17 protein-coding genes are annotated in these 18475 nt (G+C 66.8%); 14 read left to right on the forward strand and 3 right to left on the reverse strand.

The window, feature by feature from the left end:
• Nucleotides 1–5 precede the first annotated feature (5 nt).
• Genes AC1DOX_RS10370 through AC1DOX_RS10380 form a run of 3 tightly spaced genes read left to right on the forward strand, consistent with a single transcriptional unit; the run spans nucleotide 6 to nucleotide 2687 of the window.
• Nucleotides 6–1166, forward strand: a complete 1161-nt coding sequence (locus tag AC1DOX_RS10370; RefSeq protein ID WP_441615775.1) for an ABC transporter permease subunit — start codon at nucleotides 6–8, stop codon at nucleotides 1164–1166.
• A 13-nt stretch (nucleotides 1167–1179) separates the two neighbouring features.
• The gene (locus AC1DOX_RS10375) at nucleotides 1180–1956 is read left to right on the forward strand and encodes an ABC transporter ATP-binding protein (RefSeq protein WP_441615777.1); all 777 of its coding nucleotides are present in this window, start codon (nucleotides 1180–1182) and stop codon (nucleotides 1954–1956) included.
• Nucleotides 1957–1970: 14 nt separating this feature from the next.
• Nucleotides 1971–2687, forward strand: coding sequence for an ABC transporter ATP-binding protein (locus tag AC1DOX_RS10380; RefSeq protein ID WP_441615779.1), 717 nt, complete (start codon nucleotides 1971–1973; stop codon nucleotides 2685–2687).
• A gap of 216 nt (nucleotides 2688–2903) precedes the next feature.
• Here the strand turns inward: AC1DOX_RS10380 and AC1DOX_RS10385 are convergent, their stop codons facing one another.
• Nucleotides 2904–4091, reverse strand: a complete 1188-nt coding sequence (locus AC1DOX_RS10385) for an acetylornithine transaminase (RefSeq protein WP_441615781.1) — start codon at nucleotides 4089–4091, stop codon at nucleotides 2904–2906.
• 284 nt (nucleotides 4092–4375) lie between these two features.
• A complete protein-coding gene (locus tag AC1DOX_RS10390) occupies nucleotides 4376–5431 on the reverse strand; it encodes a CDP-6-deoxy-delta-3,4-glucoseen reductase (protein WP_441615783.1) in 1056 nt (351 codons plus the stop codon).
• A 10-nt stretch (nucleotides 5432–5441) separates the two neighbouring features.
• Here AC1DOX_RS10390 and AC1DOX_RS10395 point away from each other — a divergent pair, with 10 nt between their 5' ends.
• The 11 genes from AC1DOX_RS10395 to hutG all read left to right on the forward strand — a co-directional run bounded on the left by AC1DOX_RS10395 (nucleotide 5442) and on the right by hutG (nucleotide 17781).
• Entirely contained in the window at nucleotides 5442–6470 is a 1029-nt protein-coding gene (locus AC1DOX_RS10395; RefSeq protein WP_477101323.1) for an NAD-dependent epimerase/dehydratase family protein, read from the forward strand.
• Nucleotides 6471–6740: 270 nt separating this feature from the next.
• Complete coding sequence (locus AC1DOX_RS10400) at nucleotides 6741–7697, forward strand: ABC transporter substrate-binding protein (protein ID WP_477101324.1); 957 nt, start codon at nucleotides 6741–6743, stop codon at nucleotides 7695–7697.
• A 16-nt stretch (nucleotides 7698–7713) separates the two neighbouring features.
• Nucleotides 7714–8580, forward strand: coding sequence for an ABC transporter permease (locus AC1DOX_RS10405; RefSeq protein WP_092135144.1), 867 nt, complete (start codon nucleotides 7714–7716; stop codon nucleotides 8578–8580).
• Nucleotides 8577–9356: an ABC transporter ATP-binding protein gene (locus AC1DOX_RS10410; protein ID WP_092135142.1), complete on the forward strand. Its 780-nt coding sequence runs from the start codon at nucleotides 8577–8579 to the stop codon at nucleotides 9354–9356. Before AC1DOX_RS10405 ends, AC1DOX_RS10410 begins: the two co-directional genes overlap by 4 nt.
• Nucleotides 9357–9361: 5 nt before the next feature.
• The gene (gene hutC / locus AC1DOX_RS10415) at nucleotides 9362–10126 is read left to right on the forward strand and encodes a histidine utilization repressor (RefSeq protein WP_092135141.1); all 765 of its coding nucleotides are present in this window, start codon (nucleotides 9362–9364) and stop codon (nucleotides 10124–10126) included.
• 151 nt (nucleotides 10127–10277) lie between these two features.
• On the forward strand, nucleotides 10278–11855 hold the full coding sequence (gene hutH, locus AC1DOX_RS10420; protein WP_441615792.1) for a histidine ammonia-lyase: 1578 nt from the start codon (nucleotides 10278–10280) through the stop codon (nucleotides 11853–11855).
• A gap of 97 nt (nucleotides 11856–11952) precedes the next feature.
• Complete coding sequence (gene hutU, locus AC1DOX_RS10425; protein ID WP_441615794.1) at nucleotides 11953–13668, forward strand: urocanate hydratase; 1716 nt, start codon at nucleotides 11953–11955, stop codon at nucleotides 13666–13668.
• Nucleotides 13665–14282 carry a HutD/Ves family protein gene (locus tag AC1DOX_RS10430; protein ID WP_441615796.1) on the forward strand — a complete coding sequence of 206 codons (618 nt, stop codon included), beginning with the start codon at nucleotides 13665–13667 and terminating at the stop codon, nucleotides 14280–14282. The genes hutU and AC1DOX_RS10430 overlap by 4 nt, the downstream gene beginning before the upstream one ends.
• Nucleotides 14279–15526 (forward strand): imidazolonepropionase, encoded by a 1248-nt coding sequence (gene hutI, locus AC1DOX_RS10435; RefSeq protein ID WP_441615798.1) that lies wholly within the window; start codon nucleotides 14279–14281, stop codon nucleotides 15524–15526. The genes AC1DOX_RS10430 and hutI overlap by 4 nt, the downstream gene beginning before the upstream one ends.
• Nucleotides 15523–16941, forward strand: coding sequence for a formimidoylglutamate deiminase (locus AC1DOX_RS10440; protein ID WP_441615800.1), 1419 nt, complete (start codon nucleotides 15523–15525; stop codon nucleotides 16939–16941). The genes hutI and AC1DOX_RS10440 overlap by 4 nt, the downstream gene beginning before the upstream one ends.
• Before the next feature lie 24 nt (nucleotides 16942–16965).
• Complete coding sequence (gene hutG, locus AC1DOX_RS10445; protein WP_441615802.1) at nucleotides 16966–17781, forward strand: N-formylglutamate deformylase; 816 nt, start codon at nucleotides 16966–16968, stop codon at nucleotides 17779–17781.
• A gap of 24 nt (nucleotides 17782–17805) precedes the next feature.
• Here hutG and AC1DOX_RS10450 read toward each other — a convergent pair whose 3' ends face one another.
• Nucleotides 17806–18318 (reverse strand): hypothetical protein, encoded by a 513-nt coding sequence (locus tag AC1DOX_RS10450; RefSeq protein WP_441615804.1) that lies wholly within the window; start codon nucleotides 18316–18318, stop codon nucleotides 17806–17808.
• Nucleotides 18319–18475 lie beyond the last annotated feature (157 nt).

Raw genomic sequence — 18475 nt, forward strand, 5'->3', positions numbered from 1 at the left:
AATCCATGAATACCCCGATTCCATCCCCGGCGGCGCCGGCAGCGCCGCTGACCAAGACGCCGGCCAAGACCATGGCCGCGCTACTGGCTTTCCTGGTGATCGCCCTGTGCGCGCCGTTCCTCGTGCAGACTCTGGGCGGCAACTACTGGGTGCGCGTGCTCGACTTCGCGCTGATCTACATCATGCTGGCGCTTGGCCTGAACATCGTGGTGGGCTTCGCCGGCCTGCTCGACCTCGGCTATATCGCCTTCTATGCAGTTGGCGCGTACATGATGGCCTTGCTGGGTTCGCCCCACCTGTCTAACCAGTTCGAGTGGATCCACCAGCTCTTTCCCAATGGCCTGCACCTCACCATGTGGCTGGTGTTGCCGCTGGCAGTGCTGGTGGCGGCGACCTTCGGCGTGCTGCTCGGTGCGCCGACGCTTAAGCTGCGCGGCGATTACCTCGCTATCGTGACCCTGGGCTTCGGCGAGATCATCCGCATCTTCCTGAACAACCTCGACCGGCCGCTGAACATCACCAACGGCCCGAAGGGGATCACCGCGGTGGACCCGGTCCACATCTTCGGCTTCAATTTCTCCAAGACACACGAGATCTTCGGTCTGAAGTTCACGCCAGTATTCATGTACTACTACCTGCTGGTCGTGCTGGTGATCGCCATCGTGTTCATCTGCCTGCGGCTGCAGAACTCGCGGATCGGCCGCGCCTTCGTCGCCATCCGCGAAGATGAGATCGCCGCCAAGGCGATGGGCATCAACACCCGCAACATCAAGCTGCTGGCCTTCGCCATGGGCGCCTCGTTCGGCGGCGCGTCGGGCGCGGTGTTTGGCGCCTTCCAGGGTTTTGTGTCACCTGAGTCGTTCGTGCTGTGGGAGTCCATCTACATCCTTGCTATCGTCGTGCTCGGTGGCATGGGCCACATTCCGGGCGTGATCCTTGGCGGCATCCTGCTGGTGGGTTTCCAGGAACTGTTGCGCGCCGTGGCGGAGCCGGTGCAGAACCTGATATTCGGCCATATCATCGTCGACGCCGAAGTGCTGCGGCAACTCCTGTTCGGCCTGGCACTGGTTGTCGTGATGCTGTATCGCCCGGCGGGCCTGTGGCCATCGCCGCGAAGGGAAGACCGGCCGGTGATCCGCCGCCCGGGAAGCGTTGGCCGTTTCTGACCAGGAGGATGATATGAGCAATGGGAATTTCCTCCTGTCGGTACAGGGGGTCAACAAGCGATTCGGCGGCCTGCAGGCCTTGTCCGATGTGGGCCTGGAGATCCATCCGGGCGAAATCTACGGCCTGATCGGTCCCAACGGAGCCGGCAAGACCACCTTCTTCAACGTGATCACCGGCCTGTACACGCCTGATTCCGGCGAGTTCGTGCTGGGTGGAAAGGCCTACCAGCCGACCGCCGTGCACGAAGTCGCCAAGGCTGGCATCGCCCGCACCTTCCAGAACATCCGTCTGTTCGGCGAGATGACCGCGCTCGAGAACGTGATGGTGGGGCGCCATGTGCGCACCAAGGCGGGCCTGCTCGGCGCGGTATTCCGTCCGCCCTCGGTGCGGCGCGAGGAAGAGTCGGTGGAAGACTGGGCGCACGACCTGCTGGAATACGTGGGCATTGGCAAGTACGCCCACTTCACCTCGCGCAACCTTTCCTACGGCCACCAGCGCCGCCTGGAAATCGCGCGGGCGCTGGCCACCGAGCCCAAGCTGCTGGCACTGGACGAACCCGCCGCCGGCATGAACGCCACTGAGAAGGTGGAGCTGCGCGGCCTGCTCGACAAGATCCGCGGCGACGGCAAGACCATCCTGCTGATCGAGCACGACGTGAAGCTGGTGATGGGCCTGTGCAACCGCATGACCGTGCTCGACTACGGCAAGGTCATCGCGCAGGGCCTGCCGCAAGAAGTCCAGAGCAACCCAGCGGTGATCGAGGCTTACCTCGGTACCCCGGCGCACTGACGGGGGAAAGAACAATGAAAGACACACTACTGAAGATATCTGGCCTGAAGGTCGCCTACGGCGGCATCCAGGCGGTCAAGGGCATCGATCTCGAGATCCGGTCAGGCGAGCTGGTGACGCTGATCGGCGCCAACGGCGCCGGCAAGACCACCACCATGAAGGCCATCACCGGCCTGCAGCACTGGGCCGGCGGCGACGTGGAGTACATGGGCAAGTCCATCAAGGGCGTGCCCAGCTACGCGCTGCTCAAGCAGGGCCTGGCGATGGTCCCGGAAGGGCGCGGCGTGTTCGCGCGCATGACCATCACCGAGAACCTGCAGATGGGCGCGTACACGCGGACCGACGAGGCCGGCATCAAGGCCGACATCGACCGCATGTTCGGCATCTTCCCGCGCCTGAAGGAACGCGCCAACCAGCTGGCCGGCACGATGTCCGGCGGTGAACAGCAGATGCTGGCCATGGCGCGCGCGCTGATGAGCCAGCCCAAGCTGCTGCTGCTGGATGAGCCGTCGATGGGTCTGTCGCCGATCATGGTCGAAAAAATCTTCGAGGTGGTGCGCACCGTGTCGGCACAGGGCGTGACCGTGCTGCTGGTGGAGCAGAATGCGCGCCTGGCGCTGCAGGCCGCGCACCGTGGCTATGTGATGGAGTCCGGCCTGGTCACCATGAGCGGGGATGCCAAGCAAATGCTGGATGACCCGAAGGTGCGCGCGGCCTACCTGGGCGAGTAATCGCCTGCGGTTTTCTCGCAGCAACGAAAAAGCCTCGCGAAAGCGAGGCTTCAGATTGCCGACGAACCCCACATTTTCCGGAGTGTGGGGTTTTGTTTTTTTCATGGGTGACGGTGCGGCGACGGGCCGTCAGCGAGGCCCGATCCCACCATGCCCGTACGGACGGACCGCAACGGCCGGTACGGCTGACCGGCCGGGCCGCACAGGCTAGCTCCTTCAGGCCAGCTTCTTCAGCAGCGTGCGCAGCATGCTGATCATCTGGTCGATTTCCTCGCGCGTCACGTTCAGCGCCGGCATGAAGCGCAGCAGGCTGGGGCGCGGCGAGTTCAGCAGCAGGCCTTGCGGCGCCATCTCGCGCGCCTCTTCCACGATCTGCGGGCCGATGTCCTTGTCCAGCACCAGCGCGCGCAGCAGGCCTTCGCCACGTTCGCCGCCCAGGCCGAACTCGGCCGACAGCGCCAGCAATTGCTCGCGCAGGTACTGGCCCTTGGCCTTCACATCGTCCAGGAAGCCCGGCGCGGTCAGCTGCTCGATCACGGCGCTGCCCACGGCGGTCATCAGCGGGTTGCCGTTGTAGGTGCCGCCCTGGTCGCCGGCTTCGAAGCTTGCCACCTCGGCCTTGCACAGCAGCGCGGACAGCGGCACGCCGCCGCCGATGCCCTTGCCCAGCGTCATGATGTCCGGCTCCACGCCCGACAGCTCGTACGCGAACAGCGTGCCGCAGCGGCCGCAACCGGTCTGCACTTCATCGACGATGAGCAGCAGCTTGTGCTTGTCAGCCAGCGCGCGCAGGCCCTGCATGAACTCGCGCGTGGCGGGGATCACGCCGCCTTCGCCCTGCACGGGCTCCAGCATGATGCCGACGGTCTTGTCGGTGATCAGCTTCTCCACGGATGCCAGGTCGTTCAGGTCGGCCTTCGGGAAACCCGGCACCTGCGGGGCGAAGATGGTGTCCCAGCCGGCCTTGCCGGATGCGCTCATGGTCGCCAGCGTGCGGCCATGGAAGCTGTGGTCCATCGTGATGATCTCGTACGCGCCGTTCTTGTGCTTGCGGCCCCATTTGCGCGCCAGCTTGATCGCACCTTCGTTGGCCTCGGCGCCGCTGTTGGCAAAGAAGACCTTGTCGAAGCAGCTGTTGTCGGTCAGTTGACGGCCCAGCTTCAGCATCGGCTCGTTGTAGAACGCCGGGCTCGGGTTCAGCAGCTTGCGCGCCTGGGTTTCGAGCGCCTGGATCATGCCCTCGTTCGAGTGGCCCAGCGCGTTGACCGCCCAGCCTTGCACGAAATCGAGATAGCGCTTGCCGTTATGGTCCGTCAGCCACGACCCCTTGCCTTCGGTGAAGACCAGCTCGGGCCGGTTGGTGATGTACATCAGGGATTGGACGGGATACTCAGCAAATGCCATGGCGGACTCCTGGGGTCGGCATGAAACGATGGACGGACAAAGGGAAGAGCAAAGAGACGGAAGAAAACAAAAAGCCACGGGGATTGCCCGTGGCTTGTTGACCTGAACAGACGCTGTTGACGGTCAGCCGCGCGGCACCCCGGTGGGGAGCAACGTACGTGCGCGGCGTCGGAGCATAACGGTGTTCATGGCGGCCAATATAAAACGCATGCGCCCGGGTGTCAAAACGAAATGTGGCAGACCCGGGTGGCATTGTTGTGTCGACGGAACGGCGGCCGCGGCGCTCAGGCCGCGCCGGCCGGGTGCATGTCGGCCTCGGACGTGAAGGAATCGGCGAAGAACGCGTCCTCGTGCAGGCGGCATTGGGCCGTGAAGTCCGTGCGGGCGGCGTTCACCATCACCGGAGCGCCGCAGGCATAGACCTCGTGCCCGGACAGGTCCGGGAAGTCGGCCATGACGGTCTGGTGGACAAAGCCGGTACGACCCGTCCAGGCATCGTCGGGCTGCGCGTCGGACACGACGGGCACGTACTTGAAGTTCGGCAGGTCGCGAGCCCACTGCTCGCACAGCGCGTGCATGTAGAGGTCGCGCGGGCGGCGGCCGCCCCAGTACAGCGTCATCGGGCGCGTGATGCCGGTGTACGCGGCGTGCTCGACGATGGCCTTGATCGGTGCGAAACCAGTGCCGGAGGCCAGCAGGACGATCGGCTTGTCGGAATCCTCGCGCAGGAAGAAGCTGCCCAGCGGACCTTCGAAGCGCAGGATGTCGCGCTCCTTCATGGCCGGGGCGCCTTCCTTCGCGCCGAACACGTAGTCGGTGAAGGCGCCGCCCGGCATGTGGCGGATATGCAGTTCGATCGGGCCTTCCTCGTGCGGCGGCGTGGCGATCGAGTAGCTGCGGCGCTTGCCGTCGCGGAGCAGGAATTCCACGTACTGGCCGGCCAGGTACTGCATGCGCTCGGTCGCGGGAAGCTGCAGGCGGATGGCGATCACGTCGTCCGCCAGGCGCTCCAGCGTGCTCACGCGGCACGGGATCTTCTTGATGGGGATGTCGCCGGCGCCGTGGACTTCACGGCACTCGATCGTGATGTCGGAGGCGGCATTGGCGCAGCAGAACAGCGCGCGGCCTTCGGTCTTTTCCTGGGCTGTCAGCGCCGATGCGGCGTGGTCGCCCTGCACGATGGTGCCCTCGACCACGCGGCCCTTGCAGGACCCGCACGCGCCGTTCTTGCAGCCGTACGGCAGGCCGATACTATGACGCAGGGCCGCGCCGAGGATAGTTTCGTCGGCGGCCACCTCGAACTTGTGGCCGCTGGGCATGACGGTTACTTGATAAGCCATAATCAGATCTATGAGCCAAATTCTGTCGCCGATTCCGGCGTTGTCTACCCCAAGGGCCGCGCGCCGACTAGGCCGTCCGCGTCTGCTGATCGTCGGTTGCGGCGATGTCGGCACGCGCATCCTGCGGCTGCTGTCAGCCCGCATGCGGGTGTTTGCCGTGACGTCGCAACCGGGCCGTCGGGCCGAGTTGCGCGCAGCGGGCGCGGTACCGCTGGTGGCCGACCTGGATCGGCCTGTCACGCTGGCGCGGCTGCGCGGCCTGGCGGACCGGGTCATTGACCTGGCGCCGCCGCCCGCGCAGGGCCATGGCGATCCGCGCACACGCGCCTTGCTTGCCGCGCTGAGGCGGACCGCATGGCGCCGGGCACGGGCCGGACGCTTCGCATCCGGAGCCGCCAGCGAGGCCGACATTCTACCCGACCGGGGTTGGCACCGGGCGTTCGAGGCGGCCGCGCACCATGTGCCATCGCGCGTGTTCGTCTATGCCAGCACCACTGGCGTCTATGGCGACCGGGGCGGTGCCCGCGTGCAGGAATTTGACGCGGTCCGCCCGCAAACGCCACGCGCGCGGCGCCGCGTGGCGGCTGAATCCGCGGTTCGCCGGTTTGGCCGCGATGCGGGATGGCGCGCCAGCATCGTCCGGATTCCAGGCATCTACGCCGAAGACCGCCTGCCGATCGCGCGTCTGAACAAGCGCACGCCGGCCCTGTCGCGGCAGGACGACGTGTACACCAGCCATATTCATGCGGATGACCTGGCGCGCACGATGATCGCCGGGCTGTGGCGCGGACGCCCCCAGCGCGTGGTCCACGCCAGCGACGACACGGAACTGCGCATGGCCGATTACTTCGACCTCGTGGCGGACCGGCGTGGCCTGCCCAGGCCCCCGCGCATCAGTCGCCAGCAGGCGGGCGAGGTCATCGATGCGTCGCTGCTCAGCTTCATGAGCGAATCGCGCCGCCTGGACAACCGTCGGCTCAAGCGCGAGCTGCGTCTGCGCCTGCGCTATCCCACCGTGGCGTCCTTCTTCGACGCCTGAACTCCCCGGCCTCTCTTCCCTGGCACACCGCTTGCAAGCGGTGTGCCGGCCGTGTCGCTGTCTATACAGGATTTATCCGAAACGCCCCGCAAGGGTGCATTTTGCGGATATTTGCGCACTTTTCTGGGCGCAGACTAGTGCAAACCCTTCGTTGACTTGTATAGACAGGCATAGCACCATTGCCGGCATCGAGTGATGGCCACACGCATGGCCGCACCATCGACCGGCTGCATCCAAGCCTGTCCGACATACACCAAAGGAGCCGACAGCATGTCCCAGCAACGCCGTGCAACGCTTGCCGCAATCGCCCTGGCCGTATCGGCCGCCGCCACCGTCGCCCACGCCCAGAACACACCCGTCACGCTCGGCATGAGCGGCTGGACCGGGTTTGCCCCCCTGACGCTGGCCGACAAGGCCGGCATCTTCAAGAAGCACGGCGTGGACGTCGACATCAAGATGATTCCGCAAAAGGACCGTCACCTGGCGCTGGCCTCGGGCGCGATCCAGTGCGCGGCCACCACCGTGGAAACCCACGTGGCATGGAATGCCAACGGCGTGCCGATCACGCAGATCGTGCAGCTGGACAAGTCCTACGGCGCCGACGGCCTGGCCGTGCGCAGCGACGTGAAGGGCTTTGCCGATCTCAAGGGCAAGACCATCGGCGTGGATGCGCCGGGCACGGCGCCGTACTTCGGCCTGGCATGGATGCTCAAGAAGAACGGCATGACGCTGAAGGACGTCAAGGTGACCACGCTGTCGCCACAGGCGGCCGCGCAGGCCTTCGTGGCCGGGCAGAACGATGGCGCCATGACCTACGAACCGTATCTCTCCACCGTGCGCGCCAATCCGGACAAGGGCAAGATCCTGGCCACCACGCTGGATTACCCGATGGTGACGGACACGCTGGGTTGCGCGCCCAAGTGGCTCAAGGACAATCCCAAGGCCGCGCAGGCGCTGGTGGACAGCTATTTCGAGGCGCTGGAGATGATCCGCAAGGAGCCGGAGCGCGCAAACGAGATCATGGGCGCGGCGGTCAAGCAGACCGGCGAGCAGTTTGCCAAGTCGTCGGCCTACCTGCGCTGGCAGGACAAGGAAGCCAACCGCACGTTCTTCTCGGGCGAGCTGGCGAGCTTCAGCAAGGAAGCCGCCGGCGTGCTGATGGACATCGGCGTGATTCGCCAGGTGCCGGATGTCACCACGCTCTATGACGCACGATTCCTCAAGTAAGCCGGAAGGGGTAGTCATGTCTTCTCAAGCTTCCACCTCCGCGCCGGCCGCACGCGTGCCGGCCGCCACCGGCACCCTGGCCGCGCCGCGCGCGCGTCATCCGTGGCTGTCGCCGCTGGTGCCGGTAGCGCCGCGCACGCGCTGGCTGCTCGGCCTGTCGTTCTTCGCCGTCTTCTTCGGCCTGTGGGCCGTCGTCACGCTCGGCGGTTTCGTGTCGCGCACATTCCTGGCCGATCCGCTGACCATGGCGCGTGAAGGGGTGACGCTGTTCACGCAGTACAACTTCATCGGCGATATCGGCATGACGGTCTGGCGCGTGGTCGGCGGCTTCGTGCTCGCCGCGGCGATTGCCGTCCCGCTCGGCATCTTCATGGGCGCGTACAAGGCGGCCGAGGCGTTCTTCGAGCCGTTCGTGTCGTTCTGCCGTTACCTGCCGGCGTCGGCGTTCATCCCGCTGCTGATCCTGTGGGCCGGCATCGGCGAAACCCAGAAGCTGCTGGTGATCTTCATTGGTTCGTTCTTCCAGATCGTGCTGATGGTGGCCGTGACCGTCGGCGGCGCGCGCAAGGACCTGGTCGAGGCGGCCTACACGCTGGGTGCCACGCCGCGCGGGATCGTGCGCCGCGTGCTGATCCCCGGCGCCGCGCCCGGCATCGCGGAGATCCTGCGGCTCGTGCTGGGCTGGGCCTGGACGTATGTGATCGTCGCGGAGCTGATCGGCTCGTCCTCGGGCATCGGCCACATGATCACTGACAGCCAGGCGCTGCTGAACACCGGGCAGATCATCTTCGGCATCATCGTCATCGGCTGCATCGGGCTGGTGTCGGACCTCGTCTTCAAGGTGGCTAACCAGCGCCTGTTCCCGTGGAGTTCGATCAAATGAGCGCGCTGTCCATCCAGCAGGTATCGCGGACCTTCACCAATCCGCGCGGCGGTGAAACGCAGGCGTTGCTGCCCGTCGATTTCGAGGTGCGCGACAATGACTTCGTGACGATTCTCGGCCCGTCCGGCTGCGGCAAGTCCACGCTGCTGCGCATCGTGGCAGGGCTGGATACACCCACCGGCGGCCGTGTGCTGCTCGACGGCCAGCCCGTGGCCGGCCCGGGTGCCGATCGTGGCATGGTGTTCCAGTCGTACACGCTGTTCCCGTGGCTGACCATCGAGCAGAACGTGCGGTTTGGCCTGCGCGAGCGCGGCATGAGCGTGGCGGACCAGAAGGAGCGCAGCGATTTCTTCATCGCCCGCGTGGGGTTGCGCGGGTTTGAACACCACTATCCCAAGCAGTTGTCCGGCGGCATGCAGCAACGCACGGCCATTGCGCGGGCGCTGGCCAACGATCCCAAGATCCTGCTGCTCGACGAGCCGTTCGGCGCGCTGGACAACCAGACGCGCGTGCTGATGCAGGAACTGCTGCTGGGCATCTGGGAGTCGTCGCGCAAGACGGTATTATTCGTCACGCACGATATCGACGAGGCCATCTTCATGGCCAACCGCGTGGCGGTGTTTTCCGCCAGGCCGGGTCGGATCAAGAGCGAGATCGCGGTGGACTTCCCCCATCCGCGCCATTACACGATCAAGACATCGCCCGAGTTTTCCGCGCTGAAGGCACGGCTGACCGAGGAGATCCGCGCCGAGGCCATGGCCGCGGCCGAGCACTGAACGCCATGAATCACCCCGCCACCAGCCAGGCATCCGCCTCGTCCAACGCCCCCGCCGCGCTCTACCAGCAGGTGAAGGAGTACATCGCCCGCCAGATCCAGAGCGGCGCGTGGCAGCCCGGGGACCGCGTGCCGTCCGAGCAGGAGCTAGTGAACCGCTTCTCCGTGTCGCGCATGACCGTCAACCGCGCGCTGCGCGAGTTGTCGGAGCAGGGCAGGGTAGTGCGCGTGGCGGGCGTCGGCACGTTCGTGGCGGAGCACAAGCCGCAGTCCACGCTGCTGTCGGTGGTCAACCTGCAGGACGAGATCCGCATGCGGGGCCACGACTATGCGTGCGATGTGATGCTGGTGGAGCGCGTCTCCGCGTCGATCGAAGTGGCCGCCGCACTGGAGCTGCGCACCGGTGAATCGGTGTTCCATTCGGTCTGCGTGCATCGCGAGGATGGCGTGCCCGTGCAGCTGGAGGACCGCTACGTCAACCCGCGCGTGGCGCCGGACTTCATCACGCAGGATTTCAGCGATACGCAGCCCGGCGAATACCTGCTGCGCAACGTGCCGTACGACCAGGTGGAGCACGTGGTCGACGCGATCTCGGCCACGCCGGAGCAGGCCGCGCAACTGGAAATGCCGCCCGCGCAACCGTGCCTGTTGCTGACGCGACGCACGTGGACTCACGGCGTACCGGTCACATTCGTGCGTTGTCTGCACCCGGGCAACCGTTATCGCCTCGGCAGCCGCTTCCGCGCCGACGGCAATCCTGCCTTCGGCTGATATATCTGCCTGACGCCAGCTTTTTTGCTGGCCATCGGGCTATCTTTTCGACTAACCTGTATAGACAGGCTCATACAAGTCGCAGGACGAGCCAACGACTACTCGCAGTGCGCCGCAGCGCACTGCACAGACAAGACCAGAGGACATGCTCATGACGGCACCCCGCACTCACTCCGATTCCCGCCCCGTGCTGACGCTCCAGCCGGGCCACGTATCGCTGGCCGACCTGCGCCGCATCTACCGTGGCGAAGTGCGCCTGGCGATGGCGGAATCCGCCTGGGCCGGCGTGCGCGCCGCGCAAGCCACCGTGCAGGACATCATCGATGCCGACGCCGTGGTCTATGGCATCAACACCGGCTTCGGCAAGCTGGCCCAGTCGCGCATCCCGCACGACAAGCTGGCGCAGCTGCAACGCAACCTGGTGCTCTCGCACAGCGTGGGCACGGGCCCGGACCTGGCGGTGGACACCGTGCGCCTGATCCTGGCGATCAAGGCGGTCAGCCTGGCGCGCGGCCATTCGGGCGTGCGGCCGGAACTGATCGAGGCGCTGCTGGCGCTGGCCAATCACGATGTGACCCCCTGCATCCCGGCCAAGGGCTCGGTGGGCGCATCGGGCGACCTGGCGCCGCTGGCGCACATGTCGTGCACGCTGATCGGCGTGGGCGACGTGTATGTCGACGGCCAGCGCGTGCCGGCCGCGCAGGGGCTGGCCCACGCGGGACTCGACGCGTTTGCGCTGGGCCCCAAGGAAGGCTTAGCGCTGCTGAACGGCACGCAGGTTTCCACGGCACTGGCGCTGGCGGGCCTGTTTGCCGCCGAGGATGCGTTCGCGGCCGGTCTGGTGGCCGGCGCGCTGTCGCTGGAGGCGATCAAGGGATCGGTCAAGCCGTTCGATGCACGCATCCATGAGGCACGCGGGCAGGCCGGCCAGATCGACGTGGCGCACGCGGTACGGGCGATGCTCGACGGCAGCGAGATCGTCGACTCCCACAAGACCTGCGGCCGCGTGCAGGACCCTTATTCGATCCGCTGCCAGCCGCAGGTGATGGGCGCCTGCCTGGACAACCTGACGCACGCCGCGCGCATCCTGCGCATCGAGGCCAATGCGGCATCCGACAACCCGCTGGTGTTCCCCGAGCAGGGTGACGTGGTGTCCGGCGGCAATTTCCACGCCGAGCCGGTTGCCTTTGCGGCCGACATCATCGCGCTGGCCATCGCCGAGATCGGCGCGATCTCCGAGCGCCGGCTGGCGCTGCTGCTGGATACGGGCCTGTCCGGCCTGCCGCCGTTCCTGGTCCGCGAGGGCGGCCTGAACTCCGGCTTCATGATCGCGCAGGTCACGGCCGCCGCACTGGCTTCCGAAAACAAGGCGCTGGCGCATCCGTCCAGCGTCGACAGCCTGCCCACCTCCGCCAACCAGGAAGACCATGTGTCGATGGCGACGTATGGTGCGCGCCGCCTGGGCGAGATGGCCGCCAACACGGCCGTGGTAGTCGGCATCGAGGCGATGGCGGCCGCGCAGGGCATCGAGTTCCATCGTCCGCTGAAGTCGTCGCCGCTGGTGGAGCAGGAACTGGCCCGCATCCGCGCGCGCGTGGCCTTTGTCGAATCCGACCGCTACCTGGCGCCCGACATCGAGGCCATGAAGCAGTGGGTCCAGCAGGGCGATGCCGGCGCGGGGTGGCCCGACGCGGTGCGCGCGGTCCTTCCGACCAACGCCGCCGCCTGATCCGCGACCCCGACAACCCGATCCACAACCCGATCCACAACCCGACCTACGAACCGATCCACGACCCGAACCGAATTCCACGCAGGAGAGACGAGACATGAACGCCAACGAACACCAATTCACCGAGACCCTGCGCGGCCCGCGCGAAATCCGCGCACCGCGGGGCAGCCAGCTGCACTGCAAAAACTGGCTGATCGAGGCCGCCTACCGCATGATCCAGAACAACCTGGACCCGGACGTGGCGGAGCGGCCGCAGGACCTGGTGGTCTATGGCGGTATCGGCAAGGCCGCGCGCAACTGGGAATGCTTCGACGCGATCCTGGACAGCCTGCGCCGCCTGGGCGAGGAAGAATCGCTGCTGGTGCAGTCCGGCAAGCCGGTGGGCGTGTTCCGCACCCATGCCGATGCGCCGCGCGTGCTGATCGCCAATTCGAATCTCGTCCCGCACTGGGCCAACTGGGACAAGTTCAACGAGCTCGATCGTGCCGGCCTGATGATGTACGGCCAGATGACGGCGGGGTCGTGGATCTACATCGGTACGCAGGGTATCGTGCAGGGCACCTTCGAGACGTTTGTGGAGGCGGGCAACCAGCACTACAACGGCGACCTGGCCGGCAAGTGGATCCTGACCGCGGGCCTGGGCGGCATGGGCGGCGCGCAGCCGCTGGCCGGTGTGCTGGCCGGTGCCTGCGTGCTGGCGATCGAATGCCAGGAGTCGCGTATCGACTTCCGCCTGCGCACGCGCTATGTCGACAAGAAGGCCACCACGCTCGATGAAGCGCTGGCGATGATCGCCGAGGCGACGAAGAACAAGGAGGCGATCTCGGTGGGCCTGCTGGGCAACGCGGCGGAAATCGTGCCGGAACTGGTGCGCCGCGCCCAGGCGGGCGGCATGCGTCCGGACATGGTCACCGACCAGACGTCGGCGCACGACCTCGTCAACGGCTACCTGCCGGAAGGCTGGACCGTGGATCAGTGGGAAGACGCGCGCAAGAATGATCCGAAGTCCGTCGAGGTGGCCGCCAGGGCGTCGATCGTCAAGCACGTCAACGCGATGCTGGCCTTCCAGCAGATGGGCGTGCCGACGCTGGACTACGGCAACAACATCCGCCAGGTGGCCTTCGACGAAGGCGTGAAGAACGCGTTCGATTTCCCGGGCTTCGTGCCGGCATACATCCGTCCGCTGTTCTGCCGGGGCAAGGGGCCGTTCCGCTGGGTGGCGCTGTCCGGCGATCCCGAGGATATCTACAAGACCGATGCAAAGATGAAGGAGCTGTTCCCCGAGGACAAGCACCTGCACCGCTGGCTCGACATGGCGCGCGATCGCATCGCATTCCAGGGGCTGCCGTCGCGGATCTGCTGGGTAGGCCTGGATGAGCGTCATCGCGCCGGCCTGGCCTTCAACGAGATGGTGAAGTCGGGCGAGCTGAAGGCGCCGATCGTGATCGGCCGCGATCACCTCGACTGCGGCTCGGTCGCGTCGCCGAACCGCGAGACCGAAGCGATGCGCGACGGCTCCGATGCGGTGTCCGACTGGCCGCTGCTCAACGCGCTGCTGAACACGGCCGGCGGCGCCACCTGGGTCAGCCTGCACCACGGCGGTGGCGTGGGCATGGGTTTCTCGCAGCACGCGGGCGTGGTGATCGTCTGTGACGGCACCGACGCCGCCGCGAAGCGCATCGAGCGTGTGCTGTGGAACGACCCGGCCACGGGCGTCATGCGCCATGCCGATGCCGGCTATGACATCGCAATCGACTGCGCGCACGAGAAGGGCCTGAATCTGCCGATGGTGAAGGGAGCGAAGGGCGCATGAGCGGTTTGCCATCCGGGGCGGTCCGGTTTTCGTTGGACGCCATCGTGCCGACGCCGTGGAAGAACGGCGGCGGCACCACGCGCGAGATTGCCGTGTGGCCGCCGGGCGCGGGCATGGACGCCTTCGCGTGGCGCATCAGCGTGGCCGACATCGCCGCGGACGGGCCGTTCTCGGCCTTTCCCGGCATCGACCGCCAGATCGTGCTGCTGGAGGGCGCGGGTGTGCACCTGCAGGCCCACGACGATTCGTTCTGCCACAAGCTCACGCGGATCGGCGAGCCATACCCGTTCTCGGGCGATACGGCCGTGCATGCCACGCTGGTCGACGGCCCCACGCGCGACTTCAACGTGATGACCCGACGCGATCGCTGCCGCGCACAGGTCGACCTGCAGCGCGAGCCGTTCGATGCCACGGCAGGTGCCACCTCCGGCGCCGACACCGTTCTCGTATTCGTGATCCGGGGCGACTGGCGCGTTGCCGATGGCGAGCACCTGCAAGCGGGCGAGGGCATACTGGTGCCGGGGGACGTGCCGCCCGGGCAACTGGCTTTCGCTCCCACCGAGATCTCCGCGCTATGCCTGCGCGTGACCCTGCATATGGAGCCTGTCCGATGAGGATTTCCGACGCGCCGTCCGCCGACGGCGTCTGGCACCACTGCCACTTGCTGCCCGATGCGGATCCCGCACGCGCGATCCGGGACGGGGCGATCGTCGTCGAGCACGGCCGCATCGCCTGGGTGGGCGCTCAGGCGGCGTTGCCCACGGCGTATCGCCACCTGCCACTCCACGATGGCGGCGGCGCGTGGGTCACGCCGGGCCTGGTCGATTGCCATACGCACCTGGTCTACGGCGGCCAGCGTGCCGACGAGTTCGCCATGCGGCTGGCCGGCGCCAGCTACGAGGACATCGCGCGGGCCGGTGGCGGCATCGTCTCCACGGTGCGCGCGACCCGCGAGGCCGACGAGGCCGCGCTGTTCGCCCAGGCGGCTGCGCGATTGCGACCGTTGCTGGCCGAGGGCGTGACCGCTATCGAAATCAAGTCCGGCTACGGGCTGTCGCTGGACGCCGAGCGCAAGCAGTTGCGCGTGGCACGCAAGCTAGGCGAGGCGTTTGGTGTTGCGGTACATACGACGTTCCTCGGCGCCCACGCGCTGCCGCCCGAATATGCGGGGCGTGCCGACGACTACATCGAGCTGGTCTGCAACACGATGCTGCCGGCGCTGGCCGGGGAGGGCCTCGTCGATGCCGTCGACGCCTTCTGCGAAGGGATCGGCTTTTCGCCCGCGCAGACCACGCGGGTATTCGACGCCGCCGCGCGCCACGGCCTGCCGGTCAAGCTGCACGCCGAGCAACTGAGCAATCTTGGCGGTGCCGCGCTGGTGGCGAGACATAAAGGATTGTCCGCCGATCACCTCGAACATCTGGACGAAGCTGGCGTGGCCGCGATGGCCGAGGCCGGCACGGTGGCGGTGCTGCTGCCGGGCGCCTACTATTTCCTGCGGGATACGCATCTGCCGCCGATCGCGCTGCTGCGCCAGTACGGGGTGCCGATGGCGATCGCCACCGACCACAATCCCGGCACCTCGCCGACGACGTCGCTGCTGCTGATGATGAACATGGCATGCACGCTGTTCCGCATGACCGTGCCCGAGGTGCTCGCGGGCGTGACGACGCATGCCGCCCGCGCGCTCGGTGCCGCGGATCGTCATGGCGTGCTGGCGGCAGGCCGTGGCGCCGATTTCGTGCTGTGGCAAGTGGCGTCTCCCGCGGAGCTGGCGTATTGGTTCGGCCGCAATCCTTGCGCGGCCGTCGTGCGGCAGGGACGCGTGTTTCGCGCGGAAGAGGGGAGCGCACCATGAGCGCAGGTCAGTTGTTCGCCCGGCAGGCGTTGCTGCCGGAAGGCTGGGCGCAGGACGTTCTGCTGGAGTGGGATGCCGACGGCGATCTGGTCACCGTCCACCCGGATGCCGACAGCGCCGCTGCCACCGCTGCCGGGGTGCCGCAGGCCGCGGGCCCGGTGCTGCCGGGCATGCCCAACCTGCATTCGCACGCGTTCCAGCGCGGGTTTGCCGGCCTGGCCGAGTACCGCAGCGTAACGCATGGCGACGATCCCGCCGGTGGCGACTCGTTCTGGAGTTGGCGTACGTTGATGTATCGGTTTGCGCTGCGGTTGTCGCCCGATGCGCTGGAGGCCATCGCCACGCAGCTTTATATCGAGATGCTGCGCGTGGGCTATACGAGCGTGTGCGAGTTCCACTACGTTCACCACGATCGCGACGGCAAGCCGTATGCGGACCCCGCCGAGATGTCGCTGCGCCTGTTGCGCGCGGCGAAGGCCGCCGGCATCGGCATGACGCTGCTGCCGGTGCTCTACCAGACCGCAGGCTTCGGCGCCAAGCCCGCGCAGGTCGACCAGCGCCGTTTCCTGAACGATACCGATGCGATGCTGGCCCTGCTCGCGCGGCTGGCGCCGGAATGCGCCGCGCATGGTGCACGGCTGGGGCTGGCGCCCCATTCGCTGCGCGCGGTGCCGGCGGAAAGCCTCTCCCACGCCGTGGCCGGGCTGCATGCCATGGATGCGACGGCCCCGGTGCATATCCACATCGCGGAACAACAGAAGGAAGTGGACGACTGCCTGGCATGGTCCGGCGTGCGGCCCGTGGAGTGGCTGCTCGACCATGTGCCGGTGGATGGCCGCTGGTGCCTGGTCCACGCCACGCATATGGACTGGGACGAGCGGCGCCGGCTGGCGCACAGTGGCGCCGTGGCAGGCATCTGTCCGACTACGGAGGCCAACCTGGGCGACGGCGTGTTCGATGCCGCGCCTTACCTTGCGCAGCACGGCGCGTGGGGCATCGGCTCGGACAGCCATGCCAGCGTCAGCGTCGCCGAGGAGCTTCGCCTGTTCGAATATGGGCAGCGTCTGGGCCTCCAGCGCCGCAATGTGCTGGCGTCTGAACGTCACGCGCAGGTGGCGGATCGGCTATGGCTCGATGCCGTGGCCGGCGGCGCCCGTGCGGCGGCGCGCCCGGTGGCCGGGCTGGCAATCGGGCAGCGGGCGGATTTCGTCGTGCTGGATGGGCATCACCCCACGCTGGCCGGGCTGGACGGGCCGCAGGCGCTGGCCACGCACGTGTTCGCCAGCCACGGGCATGAGACACTAGCGGAAGTCCGCACCGGTGGCACGTGCCGCGTGCAGCACGGCGTGCATGCGCAACAGGCGGATGCCGGCCGGCTGTTCGCCGCCGCGCGCGCTCACCTGATGGCCGACTGATCCCCAAGCAGCCCCTACGAGAAGATGTCCTTCACCACCGATACCCCCGCTTTCACCCTGCATCGCGGCACGCGCCCGCTGCTGGTGTCGATGCCGCACGTCGGCACTTACCTGCCCGCGCAACTGGCCGCCCGCCTGACGCCGGAGGCGCGCACCGTGCCCGACACCGACTGGCACATGGATCGCCTCTATGACTTCGCGCGCGCGCTCGGCGCGTCGATCCTGGTGGCGACCCACTCGCGCTACGTGATCGACCTGAACCGCCCGCCCGATAACGCCAACCTGTACCCGGGCCAGGACACCACCGGCCTGTGCCCGGTGGATACCTTCGACAAGACGCCGATCTATGCCGATGGCACGAACGGTCCGGACGATGCGGAGATCGCCCAGCGCCGCGATGCGATCTGGCATCCGTACCACACCGCCCTGCAGGACGAACTCAAGCGCCTGCGCGCCGCGCACGGCACGATCGCCTTGTGGGATGCGCACTCGATCCGCTCGGTGCTGCCGCGTTTCTTCGAAGGCAAGCTGACGGACTTCAACCTCGGTTCGGCGGACGGCAAGAGCTGCGATACCGGCCTGGCGGCAGATGTGCTGGAAATCGCCAGCGCGGTGCCGGACCACACTGCCGTGCTCAATGGCCGCTTCAAGGGCGGCTACATCACGCGCCAGTACGGCAACCCGGCCGAAGGTGTGCATGCGATCCAGCTCGAGCTGACGCAGTCCTCGTATATGGAAGAGGTCTATCCGTTCGCCTACGCCCCGGCCAAGGCGGCCGCGATCCAGCCGGCGATCCAGCGCATGTTGGAGACGGTGCTCACGTTCGTGGAGTCGCGCTGAGATTGACTGACCGAGGGCTCGCGATCAGGCGGAGAGCATCACGGCGATCGTCCTGCGATCGTCGCTCGAGAATTGCATGACCGTGAGCGCGTCGTTCAGCGTGGCCGTGGTCGACCTGATGGCTGAGGAAATCGTCGATACGGCCTCGCGGATCTCGGCCGTCTTCATCTCGCGCTGACGCGGCGGTAGCTTCTGGTCGCCGACAACGTCTTGCAGCTCGGCAGCTTTTTCGCGCAACTGGGCCTGCAGTTCGCGGATCTTGATCATCAGCTTCTTGATCTCCTCCGGATACTTGCTGTCCCGGATCGCACGTGTCGCCGCATCGGTGCCATCGTCCGCTGTCCTCGACAGCACGCGGCCACCATGGGACACCGTGATTCGATTCGACTGATTCCGGGCTGAGGTCGGGGCAGCCGCGCCCTCGCTGGCGTCCGTCTGTTCGGACGATGCCGGCGTCGTGGTTGCGGTGCCTGCTGTGGCCGCCGGGGCCTCGGGCATCGCGTGGCTCGAAATCCCCGGGGCGCTGGTCACTTGCATGATGGTCGTCCTTTATAAATGGCAACGCTCCGCAATGCTGCCTCGGAGCCATGCCTTGTAGATCGGACGTCGGCACGCACGGTTAATGACGCCAGCGCGAAAACTCTGTTCCATCACGCGCAATAATGATGATGATCAACATGTAAATCGACCAGAT

It is taken from the genome of Cupriavidus sp. 01L415, assembly GCF_056400065.1.

Coding starts and splice junctions, on each gene's coding strand:
- AC1DOX_RS10370 (WP_441615775.1), top strand. CDS start 6: ATGAATACCCCGATTCCATCCCCGGCGGCGCCGGCAGCGCCGCTGACC.
- AC1DOX_RS10375 (WP_441615777.1), top strand. CDS start 1,180: ATGAGCAATGGGAATTTCCTCCTGTCGGTACAGGGGGTCAACAAGCGA.
- AC1DOX_RS10380 (WP_441615779.1), top strand. CDS start 1,971: ATGAAAGACACACTACTGAAGATATCTGGCCTGAAGGTCGCCTACGGC.
- AC1DOX_RS10385 (WP_441615781.1), bottom strand. CDS start 4,091: ATGGCATTTGCTGAGTATCCCGTCCAATCCCTGATGTACATCACCAAC.
- AC1DOX_RS10390 (WP_441615783.1), bottom strand. CDS start 5,431: ATGGCTTATCAAGTAACCGTCATGCCCAGCGGCCACAAGTTCGAGGTG.
- AC1DOX_RS10395 (WP_477101323.1), top strand. CDS start 5,442: ATGAGCCAAATTCTGTCGCCGATTCCGGCGTTGTCTACCCCAAGGGCC.
- AC1DOX_RS10400 (WP_477101324.1), top strand. CDS start 6,741: ATGTCCCAGCAACGCCGTGCAACGCTTGCCGCAATCGCCCTGGCCGTA.
- AC1DOX_RS10405 (WP_092135144.1), top strand. CDS start 7,714: ATGTCTTCTCAAGCTTCCACCTCCGCGCCGGCCGCACGCGTGCCGGCC.
- AC1DOX_RS10410 (WP_092135142.1), top strand. CDS start 8,577: ATGAGCGCGCTGTCCATCCAGCAGGTATCGCGGACCTTCACCAATCCG.
- hutC (WP_092135141.1), top strand. CDS start 9,362: ATGAATCACCCCGCCACCAGCCAGGCATCCGCCTCGTCCAACGCCCCC.
- hutH (WP_441615792.1), top strand. CDS start 10,278: ATGACGGCACCCCGCACTCACTCCGATTCCCGCCCCGTGCTGACGCTC.
- hutU (WP_441615794.1), top strand. CDS start 11,953: ATGAACGCCAACGAACACCAATTCACCGAGACCCTGCGCGGCCCGCGC.
- AC1DOX_RS10430 (WP_441615796.1), top strand. CDS start 13,665: ATGAGCGGTTTGCCATCCGGGGCGGTCCGGTTTTCGTTGGACGCCATC.
- hutI (WP_441615798.1), top strand. CDS start 14,279: ATGAGGATTTCCGACGCGCCGTCCGCCGACGGCGTCTGGCACCACTGC.
- AC1DOX_RS10440 (WP_441615800.1), top strand. CDS start 15,523: ATGAGCGCAGGTCAGTTGTTCGCCCGGCAGGCGTTGCTGCCGGAAGGC.
- hutG (WP_441615802.1), top strand. CDS start 16,966: ATGTCCTTCACCACCGATACCCCCGCTTTCACCCTGCATCGCGGCACG.
- AC1DOX_RS10450 (WP_441615804.1), bottom strand. CDS start 18,318: ATGCAAGTGACCAGCGCCCCGGGGATTTCGAGCCACGCGATGCCCGAG.